This is a genomic window from Vibrio cyclitrophicus (assembly GCF_024347435.1).
GTDB classification, from domain to species: domain Bacteria; phylum Pseudomonadota; class Gammaproteobacteria; order Enterobacterales; family Vibrionaceae; genus Vibrio; species Vibrio cyclitrophicus.
In genome coordinates this window covers 130,379-145,728 of record NZ_AP025481.1, presented here as the reverse complement: position 1 = coordinate 145,728, position 15,350 = coordinate 130,379, and the positions used below count along the sequence as shown (strand labels likewise).

The 15,350-nt window shown below is 43.7% G+C and carries 13 protein-coding genes; 7 read left to right on the top strand and 6 right to left on the bottom strand.

Annotated features, from left to right (window positions below; translation table 11 throughout):
• Positions 1 to 141 precede the first annotated feature (141 nt).
• Positions 142 to 1,803 carry a methyl-accepting chemotaxis protein gene (locus OCW38_RS15660; protein WP_010432986.1) on the top strand — a complete coding sequence of 554 codons (1,662 nt, stop codon included), beginning with the start codon at positions 142 to 144 and terminating at the stop codon, positions 1,801 to 1,803.
• A gap of 132 nt (positions 1,804 to 1,935) precedes the next feature.
• Here OCW38_RS15660 and OCW38_RS15655 read toward each other — a convergent pair whose 3' ends face one another.
• Positions 1,936 to 2,805: a LysR family transcriptional regulator gene (locus tag OCW38_RS15655; RefSeq protein ID WP_010432983.1), complete on the bottom strand. Its 870-nt coding sequence runs from the start codon at positions 2,803 to 2,805 to the stop codon at positions 1,936 to 1,938.
• Between the two features lie 268 nt (positions 2,806 to 3,073).
• On the opposite strand from OCW38_RS15655, the gene OCW38_RS15650 reads away from it, so the two are divergent.
• Positions 3,074 to 3,421, top strand: coding sequence for a DUF3316 domain-containing protein (locus OCW38_RS15650; RefSeq protein WP_010432981.1), 348 nt, complete (start codon positions 3,074 to 3,076; stop codon positions 3,419 to 3,421).
• A gap of 231 nt (positions 3,422 to 3,652) precedes the next feature.
• Here the strand turns inward: OCW38_RS15650 and OCW38_RS15645 are convergent, their stop codons facing one another.
• Positions 3,653 to 5,290 (bottom strand): methyl-accepting chemotaxis protein, encoded by a 1,638-nt coding sequence (locus OCW38_RS15645; protein ID WP_010432978.1) that lies wholly within the window; start codon positions 5,288 to 5,290, stop codon positions 3,653 to 3,655.
• 261 nt (positions 5,291 to 5,551) lie between these two features.
• Between OCW38_RS15645 and OCW38_RS15640 the strand changes: the two genes are divergently transcribed.
• Positions 5,552 to 5,977: a DUF3010 family protein gene (locus OCW38_RS15640; protein ID WP_010432976.1), complete on the top strand. Its 426-nt coding sequence runs from the start codon at positions 5,552 to 5,554 to the stop codon at positions 5,975 to 5,977.
• 62 nt (positions 5,978 to 6,039) lie between these two features.
• On the opposite strand, the gene OCW38_RS15635 is transcribed toward OCW38_RS15640, so the two are convergent.
• Positions 6,040 to 6,939 (bottom strand): DMT family transporter, encoded by a 900-nt coding sequence (locus OCW38_RS15635; protein WP_016767008.1) that lies wholly within the window; start codon positions 6,937 to 6,939, stop codon positions 6,040 to 6,042.
• A gap of 124 nt (positions 6,940 to 7,063) precedes the next feature.
• Here OCW38_RS15635 and OCW38_RS15630 point away from each other — a divergent pair, with 124 nt between their 5' ends.
• Positions 7,064 to 8,491 carry an aminotransferase-like domain-containing protein gene (locus tag OCW38_RS15630; RefSeq protein WP_010432972.1) on the top strand — a complete coding sequence of 476 codons (1,428 nt, stop codon included), beginning with the start codon at positions 7,064 to 7,066 and terminating at the stop codon, positions 8,489 to 8,491.
• A gap of 142 nt (positions 8,492 to 8,633) precedes the next feature.
• On the opposite strand, the gene OCW38_RS15625 is transcribed toward OCW38_RS15630, so the two are convergent.
• The 3 genes from OCW38_RS15625 to OCW38_RS15615 form a co-directional block, all read right to left on the bottom strand.
• The gene (locus OCW38_RS15625; protein WP_010432969.1) at positions 8,634 to 9,182 is read right to left on the bottom strand and encodes a carboxymuconolactone decarboxylase family protein; all 549 of its coding nucleotides are present in this window, start codon (positions 9,180 to 9,182) and stop codon (positions 8,634 to 8,636) included.
• Between the two features lie 342 nt (positions 9,183 to 9,524).
• Positions 9,525 to 10,493, bottom strand: a complete 969-nt coding sequence (gene yidZ, locus OCW38_RS15620; RefSeq protein ID WP_102392556.1) for an HTH-type transcriptional regulator YidZ — start codon at positions 10,491 to 10,493, stop codon at positions 9,525 to 9,527.
• A complete protein-coding gene (locus OCW38_RS15615) occupies positions 10,468 to 11,670 on the bottom strand; it encodes an MFS transporter (protein ID WP_102392555.1) in 1,203 nt (400 codons plus the stop codon). Before OCW38_RS15615 ends, yidZ begins: the two co-directional genes overlap by 26 nt.
• 480 nt (positions 11,671 to 12,150) lie before the next feature.
• Here OCW38_RS15615 and OCW38_RS15610 point away from each other — a divergent pair, with 480 nt between their 5' ends.
• From OCW38_RS15610 to OCW38_RS15600, 3 genes are all read left to right on the top strand, one after another.
• Positions 12,151 to 13,314, top strand: coding sequence for an amino acid permease (locus tag OCW38_RS15610; protein ID WP_016767006.1), 1,164 nt, complete (start codon positions 12,151 to 12,153; stop codon positions 13,312 to 13,314).
• A 223-nt stretch (positions 13,315 to 13,537) separates the two neighbouring features.
• On the top strand, positions 13,538 to 13,846 hold the full coding sequence (locus OCW38_RS15605; RefSeq protein WP_010432957.1) for an ArsR/SmtB family transcription factor: 309 nt from the start codon (positions 13,538 to 13,540) through the stop codon (positions 13,844 to 13,846).
• Between the two features lie 154 nt (positions 13,847 to 14,000).
• Positions 14,001 to 15,341: an aldehyde dehydrogenase family protein gene (locus tag OCW38_RS15600; RefSeq protein ID WP_102270191.1), complete on the top strand. Its 1,341-nt coding sequence runs from the start codon at positions 14,001 to 14,003 to the stop codon at positions 15,339 to 15,341.
• Positions 15,342 to 15,350 lie beyond the last annotated feature (9 nt).

Sequence of the window (15,350 nt, the reverse complement as noted above, 5' to 3'; positions counted from 1 at the left end):
AGCAAGAAAACAGAACCACCTTCATATTTACCAAACAAATGCTATTTGGGATAACAATTAAACAACAAGTTCATTTACATTTTTAAATCACATTAATAATCTGTTGAAAACTGCATTGGACAATCGCACAGGAACCGTGACATGACCCTAACCATCAAAAACCGCCTCTATATTCTCTCTTTCATACCTTTGTTACTCATGGCGATTGGTATGATGAGCGTGACTTATATGAAGAGCACCGAGCTAACCGCACAACAAGTAGAATCGACGCGTAGCAATATGATGGCGATGAAAGAAAAAGAACTCAAAGCGTACCTGCAAATGGCCTACTCTGCGATCAGTCCATTTTTGGACAGAGGCGCAACGCTAGAAGAAGCTTTACCAACATTGAGAACATTAGAATATGGCGAATCTGGTTATATTTTTGGTTATGACTCGAAAGGTGTCCGAGTTGTGGTTGGTCAAAGTAACGATGGCATCGGTAAAAACTACTATGACCTTCAAGACAAGCAAGGCAACTACTTAATCCGCGACCTGATCAAGAATGCTAAATTAGGGGAATTCACGACTTACTATTTCCCGAAGCCGGGCCAATCTGTCGCGCTACCTAAACTCAGCTACTCAGTATTTGTGCCGCAGTGGGATTTGATGTTGGGTACTGGCTTCTACACTGATGACATCGACGCTGTTATTGCCGAAATGAAAGAAAGCTCAAATGCCGCGCTACAAAGCTCATTAACGGCTATCGCGATTTTCTGTGGCTTTATTGCCCTTATTGTCGCGATATTTGCTGTCGCGGTGAATCGCACTATCATGCAGCCACTTGAGCAGTTTGACCGCTCAATTAGTGCTTTTGCCAGTGGCGAAGCCGATCTCACGGCCCGAATGGAAGCATTCAAAGCCCCAGAATTCACCAAGCTTAGCGAAAATTTCAATGCCTTCGTTGCTAGCCTACAAACCATCATTCGCAGCGTAAGTGATGTTGGCCAGCAAGTTGTCGCTGAAACCAGCAGTATGTCTTCTCGTGCCGCACAGGTTGATGAGATTGCCAGTGGCCAACGTGAAGAAACTGAACAAGTCGCGACGGCAATGACCGAGATGACGACTACCGCACAAGAGATCTCGAGTAATGCGAGTCAAGCTGCGGATTCCGCGAAACAAGCAGAAAACAACGCTAAAGAAGCTCAACAGATTGTCAATGCGGCTGCAAACTCGGTTGCAGGCCTTGCCAGCGAAGTATCAGAAGCGAACACTGTGGTATCAAGACTAGAGGGTGATGTACAAAACATTTCGTCTTCATTGACAGTCATTCAAGACATTGCGGAACAAACTAACTTATTAGCATTGAATGCTGCAATTGAGGCCGCACGTGCCGGTGAACAAGGACGTGGATTTGCGGTGGTAGCTGACGAGGTTCGTAAGTTGGCAAGTCGAACCCAAGAAAGTACAGGTGACATTCACAAGATGATTCAACAGCTAAAAGCCGCTTCAGATGCTGCCGTAAAAGCCATGGATTCGAGCCAAAATCGAAGTGCTCAAACCGTGGAAGAAGCGAATGCCGCTGCTGCAGCACTGGCGAAAATTCAGGCGTCGATTGATACCATCATGGATATGAATTCACTGATTGCCACCGCGACGGAACAACAAAACATTGTAGGCCAAGAGATCTCACAACGTATCGTCGTAATCTCAGATCAAAGCTCGCAATCAGCATCGCTGGCGAATCAGAACCGCACTGGTAGCCAAAACCTAAACAGCCGCGCGAATGAGCTTTACCACTTGGTGGATCGCTTCACGGTCTAGGACATTTACGGTCTATTAAATAGCAAGTAAACGCAACTTAACGTTAAGACTTTTCACACTAAATAAAAACGGGCTTCAGAATCTCTAATCTGAAGCCCGTTTTTTTTATCGGTGGTAGCTTTAGATCATAAACTAATCCAATTGTTCAGAAAGAAAGTCTACTAACAATCGAACCTTAGAAGATAGGTTGCGATTTTGCGGATAAAGCGCCCAGATCCCCTCTTTATCGTCTCGATAGTCAGACAGTACTTCAACCAACCCTCCTGATTCTAGATCTTCACTTACGTAGTATTCAGGCAACTGTACCAAGCCAATGCTCTGCTTGGCTGCATCTAACAAGGCTAAACCACTATTGCACTTAATGCGCCCATTAACACGAACCGAACGAGGTCGGCCATTTTCTTTAAAACGCCAATGTTCGAAACCACCGACTAAACATTGATGATTGTTCAATTCAGAGAGCGTATGTGGCTCACCATACCGTTCAATGTACTCTGGGCTGGCACATACATAGAGTTGGCGTTGAGAGAGCTTCTTTGCCACCAGGCTTGAATCTTCTAAGCGACCAAGACGAATCGCTACATCAACACCAGAATCGATAAGATCAAGTTTTTGATTAGTCAGCATCAATTCAAGTTCTACCTGTGGATGAAGCTTTAAAAATTGATGTAACAGAGGCGCGAGTTGGCGCTCACCATAAGTCACAGGCGCGGTCACTTTAAGCAACCCTTTAGGTGTCGACTGCATCTGCGTGACCGCAAGTTCAGCAATTTCTAAACCTTCGACCAACAACTTACATTGTTGATAATAGAGTTGCCCAGCCTCTGTTAGGGAAACCTTACGTGTCGTTCGATTAAGCAGTTTTACTGCCAAACGTTCTTCGAGGTTTGCCACTCTACGGCTGATTTGAGCCACTGATGTAGCAAGCTTCTGCGCTGCACCAGTAAAGCTTTCACGCTCTGCTACTGCAACAAACTCACTTACCCCTTCCCAATTAGCCATGCCTTTACCTTATGCTAAACAACGGTTACCCATACAGTGTATTGAAGTTATAAATCAGTGTCACTTGCTTGATATGCTCTGTACATAAACCTTCGCTATCTGCAATCGTTCAAAACGATCTCAACCAAGCCCTGACATTTCTAAATATTTCTCACTGAACACTAACAAATTTAGTATTTCTTCTGACACTAGTCTTACCACTTCATTGATATGTTGGTTCTGTACCGCAACACAGGTACTTCAACAAAGAACAAAGTAAGGTACTCATATGAAAAAATTAATCATACTTGCATCAACTCTTGTACTCAGCACGACAGCGTTTGCAGCAACTAAAACAACGATTCAAGAAACAACGCTAAAATCTGATACTTTTGTTACTGAAGCGGAAGCATACGATGCAGGAACCAACCTTATGGATGAGCTAAGCACAAAGACATCTTTTGAGCTTTCTAGAGAACTGCCACAGTTCCAACAAACAACTAAGTACAATTCATTCAAGATTGATGATGCGAATATGGAAGTGAAAAAAATCACCAACATGAGCGGCGACACCCATTATCAAGCTAACGTAAAAGTTGACTACCGTTACACATATAAAGACGGTCGTAGCAGCTAATACTGACTAGATCGGCAAAGCACCTGCGTGCCTAAAATAAAACCCCGTATCTAAAAAGTCTTTATATAAAGAATGCTCGTATATAAAAGTAAAGCCCGCACTCATTGAGTGCGGGCTTTTTAGTGTTCATTTTGGCTATTTTTTAATAATTCATTTTCGATAAATCTTTTTAGTTGTCGCTACTCACTATAGATTGACCGTCTAGCCAGTAACTCTCTTGAACAGCATCTCTTAGACTTCGAATTGAGAAACCAAACCATCTAGCGCTTCACATTGCTCCGCCAAAGCCATACATGCGTTTTCTGCACTGTTCGCCATTTCTACCATTTGCATAGTGCTTTCAGCTATACGTTGAACGTTCTGGTTCACTTCTTCCGATACTTGAGATTGCTGAGAAGCCGCAGTTGCGATTTGCGTGTTCATCTCATTCATCATACCGATAGAGTTACGAATTTCACTCAATGACGACGCAGCTGTACTCGCTTGAACAATGGTTTTCTCGCCACTAACTTTACTTTCGTTCATCACGCTCACCGCTTGTTTAGCGCCAACTTCTAAGCGTTCAATCATCGACTGAATTTCACCCGTACTGTCTTGAGTTTTACTTGCCAAGGCTCTAACTTCATCAGCAACAACAGCGAAACCACGACCTTGTTCACCAGCACGTGCCGCTTCAATCGCAGCGTTCAATGCAAGTAGGTTAGTTTGTTCAGCAATGCCTCTAATTACACCAAGAATAGAAGCAATGTTCTTAACATCACTGTCTAGTTCATGAACAACACCACTCGCGTTTTCGATATCATGCGCCAAGCGCTCAATCGAACTCACCGTTAAGCCTAAAGTTTTATCTGCAGATTCCACTTCTCTATTTGCCGTATTGCTTGCAGAAGCCGCTTCTAACGCATTACCACTTACGGCAACGCTGGTTGCTTGCATCTCATGAACTGCAGCAGCAACTACTTCACTCTCTTTCTGTTGATTAGAAGAAAACTGAGCCACACCTTGAGTCAGTGATTTGATGTTTTCCATCTCAGAGCGTACAGCGTTAGAAGTGGTAATAACCTGTTCGATGGTCACATGAATCTTGCCAACAAACTGGTTGAAAGCAGAGCTAAGTCGAGCAATTTCATCACTCCCCTCAACGCTCATACGTTGAGAAAGATCACCATCGCCAGAAGCAATTTCAACCATCGCTTTTTCAACATTTTGAATCGGTTTAACGATAAAGCGATTCGACAACCATAACGCGAAAGCAGCAGCCAGGATCGCCACACCCATGCCGACTTCAATGATCACCTTGCTTGATTCAATAGATTCATCGGCTTGTTGACGAAGTTCTTTCTGCTTCAATTCGATCAAGGTTCTGATGTCACGAAGTTGATCTCGAATAATCGCAAACTCAGCATCTAACGCAGGAGAGTAATCAATGTTGTATTGGTATGCATTCTCAGGGTCGGCAAACATAGGTTCGTGCAATGCCACCCACTTGCTCATCGCGTTAACAAGCTTTGATAATTCACCACGAGAAGATGGATCCAACACCCCTGCTTGATATAAGGTTTCGACACTTTGAAAACGAGGCACCGCTTTGTAAGCATTGTCTTTAAATTCAAACTTTTGGTACTCAATCGCCGCTTGGTCTTTTGCTAATAATAGACCTTGAGCAGAAGCGATAACTTGGTAAATATCACGATAGCCATCTTCCAAATTATCTAACACTGGCTGAACCACATTATTCAACTCATGGTTGATTGCAGCTTGAGCGTTAGATTTAAGAACATTAAGCACAGTAACAGTAGAAAAAACGATCACGATAACCATTAATGGGATCGCAATTTTACTCTTAATTGAAAGGTTGTTGATACTCATAAGGGGGCTTATAACCACACAATAAATAGGGACGCGCGCATAATATACAGTATCAATTTAAAAGCTAGCTAAAAGTTTGTGAACCTAGTCGCATAGCAAACGTTACCCTTGAATCGACTGTCTATTATTCAACCAAAGGTCAACATTAAAAAGTAGAGCCAAAGACATTTTTGCACTTATTTACCACAGACATGCTCAAATACTGGAGAAGTCATAGAAATAGCACCATAATGTACGGCTCAAAAGTAAATAGGTATGAACATGAAAATTTGTGGTGTTGAAATCAAAGGTAACGATGCTGTCATCTGTCTTCTTTCTCTGTCAGATGGTGTATTTAATATCCCTGATTGCCGAGTTTCTAAAGTTGCGATTAGCGACGCAAACGACACGCAGAATATGAAAGACTTTCAATTCTCTTTTGCAAAGTTGATGGAAGATTACCAAGTAGATAAAGTTGTAATTCGTCAACGCCAAACAAAAGGCAAATTTGCTGGCGGTGGCTTTGGCTTCAAACTAGAAGCAGCAATTCAACTGATCGACGGCCTAGACGTAACGGTTGTATCACCTGCTGACATCAAAGAGAGCCTAAAGCGCAACCCTCTTATGATGAAGTTCAAAGAAACTGGCCTTAAGCAATACCAAGAAGCACCGTTTACAACGGCTTACGCTTGCTTGATGCAGCGCTAATCAATAGACGCTAACCAATGATTAAAACGGAAAGAGCCTGAAGATTCAGGCTCTTTTTATATCTATCGATCAAGTGCTGCTTGCCTACGAACTTTTAGTAACTCTGGCTTTTTCACGACCAAATATACCGCTGTCGCTGACAACGCGAATCCCATTGCGCCGTAGATATCAAACGACTCTCCAAAAATAAGCCAAGCTTGAATTGCCGTCGTTGGTGGTACTAAATAAAACACCGATGCTACACTCGAAGAAGCCCCATGCTCCACCATGTACAACAACAACAGAATAGCAATGCAAGATAAGACAATCACTAACCAAGCTAACGTTAGTGTAAATTCAACAGTCCAATTCACATGCATGGTTTCGTAACGCACGGCGAAAGGTAAAAATAGCGAAGCCGCAGCAAGATATTGCACCATCGCACCACCGACCATGTCTGTCCCTTTGCAGAAACGCTTTTGGTACAATGTACCGACCGTGATACCCACCAGCGAAACCAAACACAACAACGTCGCCATGCCCTTTTGGTCATCAGATTGCCATTCAATATTGCCCATCAACACCAAACTAATACCCGCAAAACCGAGGGCTAATCCTAGCCATTGTGCGAAATTAAAACGCTGCGAACTACAGCTGATCATAATCAATGCGGTAAGAATCGGTTGTAAGCCAACAAGTAGAGAACTCAACCCGGCAGGCATACCCATATCAATCGCCAGATAGGTGCCACCAAGGTAGAAACCATGAATCAAGATGCCGACCACACAAGCATGGAAGAATGCGCAACCAAGAGGGATACGACGCTTAAGGATTGCAATCAAAACCAAGAACAGCACCACGTTGGCTACCATCCTCAGTGAAAGTAATGTTGCGGGTTCCGCGTATTCCACACCAAGACGTGCACCGACAAAGCCTGACGACCACAATATTACAAACACAAACGGAATCATTTTAATCAGCATTACAAACCTCTGGTCAACTCTTCATCAATGCTGTTACCTTAGTTGGGTACAGATAACTAATAAAGATACAGATATAACACTTTAAATGGTTACAGATTGAGAGTGGGCAACGAGGGAGAAAAACGTGGAAGCAGAACTCAGCGGCAACAAATACCTTGCTACCGAACAACATATTAAGGCTCAGATCGATAAAGGACTCTTTCAACCAGACGATCGCCTTCCCTCAATTCGTCAATTAAGCGAGCAGCTTGGTGTGAGTAAAAATACCGTGATTCGCGCCTACCAAGAACTGGAAGCGACAGGCTGGGTTTATTCAGTACCTAAATCAGGCTATCGTGTGAAAGCGCCCAATACCACCAGCTGGGATGCACCAAGCCAACCTCAAAAAGTTGACCTCTTATCTGTCACTAAATCAGTTCTCTCTCGTCCCAAAGGTCGTTTAAAGCTTCTAGCTGGCTCTGCCCATCCCAACATCAATAACCCCGCAATACGAAGCTTGTACGCTGAGATCGGTCGCCACAGCCGATTGCAAACTCAGTTACCCGGTTACTACCAATTGCCTCCTGGTGACGAGCAATTAGTAAAACAATTGTTAAAGATCACCCACGATCTAGGCGTACCTGCGGGATCGAAAGAGATTGCGATTACGCATGGCGCACAACAGGCGATCAGTTTGGCTTTACGCGCGCTCACCAAACCGGGCGACATCGTGGCGGTAGAGTCACCGTGTTACTTCGGCAATTTGTTGTTGCTCGAGTCGCTAGGTTTAAAAGCCCTTGAAATACCAAGCAGTGTTAGCCACGGAATTGACATCCCTTCTCTACAAAGTGCACTGGATAAATGGGATGTAAAAACGCTAGTGCTAACACCAAACTTTACCAATCCAACGGGCTCACGGATGCCATTATCTAATCGAAAAACGTTGTTGGAGATAACCGGAACTTTGCCGATTATCGAGGATGATGTGTTCGGTAGCCTGGCGTTTGATGCACCTATTGCCAGCCTAAAAGAGCTTGATGACCAAGATCGAGTTATCTACGTGAATTCGCTCTCTAAAACCTTAGACTCACGCCTACGTATAGGTTGGTTGCTCTCGGGGCGTTACCAAGCTCAAGTCGAAAAATATCTCCTTTGTGACAACATGGGGAGCTCAAACCTGATGCAATCCGCAGTAGGTCAGTTTCTCACTACAGGCAAATACCGCAGTCATCTTTCTAAAATGAAACGACTCTATCAAACCAATCAAAAGCAGTTCCAAAGCCTATTAATCCATGCATTAGATAGCTACCCTCACCTTGTCGGGCGTTACCACCTATCAAAACCTGAAGGCTCATTTTTAAACTGGATAACACTACCGGAATCGGTCGACAGTTATTCCGTCTATCAAGATTGCTTAAAACATAAATTAGGTATTTTACCTGGTACTGTCTTTGGCACACACGACCAATACAAACACTGTTTGCGCTTCACGGTCGCGAACATTGAAGAGAACAAAGATTGGAAAGAAGGGATAGTGACACTGGCTATGATCATCGCTAAACATACACATTAACCGTTCACTTTCCTCAATTAGAACTGACACCAACAAAAAAGCCCCACTCAACCAAGCGGGGCTTTCACTATATCCATAGCCAAAGGCTAATTAGCGTAGCCTTCAAGCAACCTACTCTCTAAGCAAGTTGATATTTAAGCGATTAACCTTCCCAAGCAAACTGTTCAAATACTTTGTCTACTGGTGTTTGAGCAACGTGGTTTACGTAGTTACTGATCACTTTCTGCGACAAGCCAAGAATCACTTCTAGCACTTGTTGTTGACCGTAACCCGCAGCGAAAAAAGCTGCCATTTCACTTTCTGGCACATTGCCACGATTACGTACCATACTTAGCGTGAAATCATGCAGTGCTTGAAGTTTTTCAGTTGGCAGTGCAGCACGGTTACGCAGTGCTTCGGTAATCGCTGGGTCTACATTCATTGAATGTGCGATACCCGTATGTGCAGGAACGCAGTAGTGACACTCATGTTCAACGTTGATAGTTTGCCATACCACTGTCAGCTCATCGGCATCAAAAGATGACTCATTAAATGCTTGATGAAGCTGTGTGTAAGCTTTCAGAGTATTTGGTGATTCAGCCATCACACCAAAAAGACCAGGAACTCGGCCCATTTGTTTTACTGCACCCTCAAGAATAGGTTTGCTTTGTTCTGGTGCTGATTCTACTGAATGAATTTTAAAGTTGCTCATGTTCTATTCCTTTCGATTCTTTATCTTAATTTGGTTCACAATCGGAGTGATATGAGACTGTTCTCCGTTGGCGTGAAAACAATATAGAACAAACAAGAACGATCGTTCAAGTTTTATTTTGAACATTCGTTCAAATAGGCTGAATTTATCGAATCAACAATTATGGAATAACTATATTCATTTGAACAGTTCTGACTCTACCTGCATGATTTAAAATGAAAAACCCACCAGGTAACACCTGATGGGTTTTGTTCTAAGTCTGAATTATTACTTAAATCAACGATCCAATATTAACGGCACAAGCCCTCAGATGATCTAATCACATTTAATCTCATCACAAGGTTAGACATTTTCACCTTCAAACTGGTAAAGATCTCTAAGCGTGTCTTTTAGCCATAGAACGATTGGGTTATAAGCATTGCGTTTATGCCAAATCATGGTGAACGGGATTAGCAGCTTTTTGGCATTCTCTTCATCTAGAGGAATAGGCAGACAAGTAAGATTAGGATGAAGTTGTTCAACGTAACGTCGGCAGTAATTCGGTGCCACGGTAGTCATGGTGTGGTTTGACTGAGCCGCCATAAACAAAGACTGCTCAAAACCCGCTAGCGTAAGTGCGATATGTCGGTCGAGTTGCAAATCTGTGAGAATTTCATCCAACGCCCATGCTTCACTTTTCTCCCACACAATATTGATGTGAGGGTATTTGAGGAAAGCCTCAAGGTTCCACTCTTCTTGCAAGGCAGGATGGTCTTTTCTTAGATACACGACAGGCAAGTCGTGGAACAGAACCTCGAAGTCGATGAAGTATGGCAACGCGTCTAGAGATTCTTTCGAACGCGGGTGGCTTTCTCGCCCAGAAAACCCAATATCAGATTCGCCACGAACGATGGAATCTATAGAGTCATAATCCCAATTACGCATTTTGATTTTTGCATCTGGATAGCGTTGGTACACGCTTTGCGTCAGCTCATTGAGCATGATTAGCGACAGAGGAGATTCCGCCTCGAGATTCAAGCGCAGATCTTTAGGCGCATCGTCGCCACGAGTCGTCAATATTTGGCTACCGATCTGCAACCAGTCTTGAAGATCTTTCACCATGCTCAGCGCAAGCGGTGTTGGCGTTAAACCTCTTGGTGTCTTTACAAATAGAGGATCATCGAACCAGTCTCGAAGTTTAGTAAGTGATTTGCTCACCGTTGACGGCGTGACGTTGAGCTTTTTGGCAGCTTTCGAAACACTCTGCTCTTGCAACAGCAATTGCAGAGTAAACAACAAATTCAGATCAAGACGGGCTAGTGGCTTCTTCATAATCACTTTTTACTTGGGAAGGACTTATCCATAGTATTAGAGCAATACTGATAACTCCACCAGCAGCCAATATAAATACCAACATATTCAATGCACTTAGCCCGATAACGCCCATAAGCCAGATAAACAGTGCTGAAGTACATACTTGGGAAACGCCCAATATCGAACTCGCGACACCTGCTCGTTGTGAATAACAGCTCAATGCTTGGCTCATTGCAACACCAAAACCTAACGAGAAGCCGCCGCACACAAAAGCAAAGCCCAACAACGTCACGTAATGCCCTAACCCACCATCAATCGATGCGAGCAACAAGATAGCCGCAACGACAAAGCAAACTTGTGAAGTCAGCATCAGGCTTTTCTGCTTAAACACATTCAAGGCAATTGGCGCCGAGAACGACACCAACATACTCACCAATGCAGTGAGAGCCATGGTATAGGAGTATTGACCACGGTCGAAGCCAAGCTCGGTCATGATCAGCATTGGAGAAACATTCACGTAAGTCAGAATCGCCGTCACGCCCAAGCTGGTCATGATCACTCGGCTGATAAACAAGGGTTCTTTGAACGTTTCGGTTGAAGTGGAGTGAGACACAGAAGCTTTGGTCACTTCAGAATCTTGACCATTCGGCTTGGTTTCTTTTAGCACTAACACCGAGAGAAAACACACGATAACACCCATACTCGCCATAGTCGTGAACAGACTCGGCCAAGGGTACACCGTCATGATTAAGTGACCGATAACAGGCGCAAGCACTGGAACGATGCAGGTAATGCCATTCATCATCGACAACACCTTAGCGCGTTTTTGGTCATCCAATACATCTCGCAAGATAGCGAACGCCACCACATAACAAGAGCCAGCCCCCACACCTTGAAAGAAACGCACGAGAAGAAATGGTTCTGCACTGGTCACAACACCACCGAACATCGAAGAGGTAGCAAAGACAATTGCACCGAAAATAGCGACAGGTTTTCTTCCTACACTGTCGGCAAATTTACCGGCAAACAACATGGTGGTTGCCATTCCTGCGAGATAAATAGAGAACGCGGCATGAAGCTGAGCCTCAGACGCATTTAGGTCCGCGGCAATTTGAGGCAACCCAACTAAATACAAATCAATAGCCGTCGGATACAAGAGAACAAGCGTAAAACTACAAAATAGAAAACGGTACATAACACCCCCACATAATTGGTGTGAGGATAATAAGAGCGAAACGCCAAACTACCGAGTGGCATCTACGACAACAGATCTTTCCATTTACGACAAACCATAATGCTACAACTGGATCCTCTCCTTCTTGACGCTCACCAATTAACTCTCATCAGATAAAGAAATAAGACAAGACTCCATAAAAGAAGCGAGGTTTGACTGGCTTTCACTTAAATTAATGCATCCATTAAACATCCGTATCAAGCGAATTACTAAACGGCTATTAATTTGAAAAAGTTATCAAAAAGCTAAAATAAATCACAAGGTGAATACCAAAAATCACCAACCATATACACCACAAATTCCTCTGAAATGATTTTAGAAAAATTCAAAAATTATTAGTATTTAACCCCTAACTTTAGTGAGTAATTTGATAGTCTTGGCAACAAATATTTACAATCCAACTAAAAATTAATTGGGTACCTCGAGGTTGTTTTCTTGAATATGAAATTATTCGGTAGTTCTTTGATTCTGTCAGGAACTGCATTAGGGGCTGGTATGCTTGCCATTCCCATGGTCCTGGCCCAATTTGGCTTCATGATCAGCTCTGCGCTGATGCTACTTATCTTTATCGGCACCACTTACTCAGCTCTTCTACTGGCAGAAGCGTGCACTAAAACTAAAGACAACAGTGGAATGAGCAGCGTTGCTTACCTAACTCTGGGCAGCAAAGGTAAACACTTTATCAATGCACTCTTTTACCTGCTGCTGGTATGCATGCTGATCGCTTATATCTTGGGTGTTGGCGATATCATTCATAAGCAATTGCTCGATGTGGGCGTAGACATCTCTGCATCGGCTGCTTATACCGTTTTCAGCCTATTAATGGGTGTGATTGTGGTAGCGGGTAAATCGTATATCGACAAGTTAAATCGCAGTTTATTCATCATGATGGTGGTGATGCTATTTATTGTTATCGCCTCTTTGTTTAGCAACATTCGCCTTGATTACCTGACTCAATCCAGCAAATACACGGCTAACGATGTGGTGCAATACAGTGCGGTTATCTTTACTAGCTTTGCCTCTATGGTGGTGATCCCGTCCCTGGTTATCTACAACCGAGAAGCGACTCAAAAACAGATCCGCAATATGATTCTGCTGGGCTCGGTGATTCCACTAATCTGCTACCTAACTTGGTTATTTGCGATTATCGGCAACCTTGGCACAGATGCAATCAGCCAATTCCATAATATTTCAGAACTGATCTCAGCGTTTAGCGGACAGTCTGCTTGGCTGAAAGTCGTGATTGCTTTGTTCTCAGCATTGGCATTGGTGACCTCTTTCCTTGGTGTGTCGATGGCACTTTACGACCAAAACAAAGATGCCGTCACCAATAACAAACTGCTAGCTTACGCTCTGACCTTTGTATTGCCTTTGGCACTCGCTGAACTGTTCGCGAGCCAGTTTGTGAGCATGCTGGATTATGCGGGCATGGTATTGGTGTTCTTAGCTATATGGGGCCCTCTCGCGATGGTAGTTAAGGTTCGTAGACCTGATTTCCCTCACCTTCAAACTGAAGGCAGCTATACTGCAGCCGGTGGCGACACGGCACTTATCGCAACATTCGGTTTTGGTGCTCTGATCTTTATATCTTGGTTCATGAGTTAGCCCCCAAACGAATGACATACCGACTGCCATTTAAACGACAGTCGGTACCAAAAAGTCTTGAACATAGAACGAGAAATAGAGCTTAACTAAGGAAATCAACACGCCGACGATAAACATGAATGCCATTCTTACCTCAATGTAGAGAAAGCAGGATATCGAGATATTGCGATATCTTACTTTAAAGAGTATATTTCACGTTAGTCGAAAACAGCAGCCAAACGCCATGTCAGATATGAATGAAGTTTTAAAGTCAATCAACAACCCAGTACGAAGGGATATTCTACACTGGCTAAAGTCACCGCATGAGCACTTTAACCTAGAGAAACAACTCGTTGATACCGACGTTGAAGGGGTATGTGTCAGCATTATTCAAGAGAAAAGTGGCTTATCCCAATCGACCGTCTCGTCTTATCTTTCTAACTTGCAACGTGCAAAGCTGGTTACTTCAAAACGCATTGGCTCGTGGACGTACTACAAGCGTAATGACGAATACATCGAGAAGTTTTTAAAAGAGTTATCTAACTCACTCTAACAAGCAGAATCAAAACAGACTGGGTGGATAACGCCGCCCATTTTAATCTTGTCTATTTTTAGAAGATTAGATATCGAAATTTCTCAATATCTAGCTATGTAGATATGTAATTAAATAGAAAAAATATACGAAAAATTAAACGGAGTTGGTAAACATGAGCAAGTCTATTCAATCTTTTAATCCTAGTAATGGAGAACTGCTTGGTGAAGTCAATAACGCCTCTAGAGATGAAGTCGTTCAAACGATCCGCCAGTCAAAGTCAGCACAAAAGGTATGGAAAAAACTCCCGATAAATGAGCGCGTGCGAACCATTATTAGAGCTTACCAACACCTTGATCAGTATGCAGATTCCCTCTCAGAACTACTTGCTCGCGAAATGGGTAAAGATATCCGACGCGCCACTGGTGAAGCAACAGGCGCAATTTACATGGGGCAGCATTATGCAGAAGAAGCACACCGCGCGCTCAACACTCGCAAATTGTCAGGGTCAACAGAGCTTCAATACCGCCCACTAGGTGTTGTCGGAGTTATATCTCCTTGGAACTACCCTGTGATGATGGCAAACAACCTCATTGTGCCAGCACTGGTCGCGGGCAATAGCGTGATTCTAAAACCTTCAGAAGAAACGCCTCTCATCGCTGAAGCATTCTTTGGTGAGCTGCAAAAACACCTACCCGAAGGCGTATTAACAATTTTGCATGGCGACCGAGAAACTGGTGAGGCATTAGTCGAAGGCGACATCCAAATGATCGCGTTCACTGGCTCAAAAGCAACAGGCCAAGACATCATGCGACGCGCAGCGAGCAAGGTAAAACGCTTGGTCATGGAGCTAGGTGGCAAAGACCCAATGATAGTGATGCGTGATGCCAACCTAGAACAAGCAGCTCGCTTTGCCGTCGCAGGCAGCTTTGAGAACTCAGGACAAATGTGTACTTCGATTGAACGTATCTATGTTGATGATCGTATCGCTGAAAAATTTGAACAACGTGTCACCGAGATCGCCAACATGTACCAGATTGGCCCGTGGGATATGCCTAACGTAAACATAGGACCGATCATCAATGCCACGCAGCATGGAAAAATCGTTGAACAATTAAAAGACGCACAACAAAAAGGGGCAACTTTCCTTCTAGGCGGGATTGAACAACCAGATCGTTATATCCGTCCTACTGTTATCACTGGAATGACTCCTGAAATGAAGTTAGAAACAGAAGAGACTTTTGGACCAGTGGTCGCTATCACTCGCTACTCCAATATTGATGATGCAATCGAACGTGCTAATGCCAGCGAGTATGGATTGGGAGCTGTGGTATTCGGCAACCAAGGTGCCAACGAGGTTGCTGATGAACTTGACGCTGGCATGGTTGGCATCAATCAAGGTCAGGGCGGTAGTGGTGACGCTCCCTGGGTTGGTGCGAAACAGAGTGGCCTTGGCTACCACGGTTCAGTAGATGGTCATCGTCAATTTGCTCAAGTGAAAGTAGTTTCAAAATAAGGATTCATA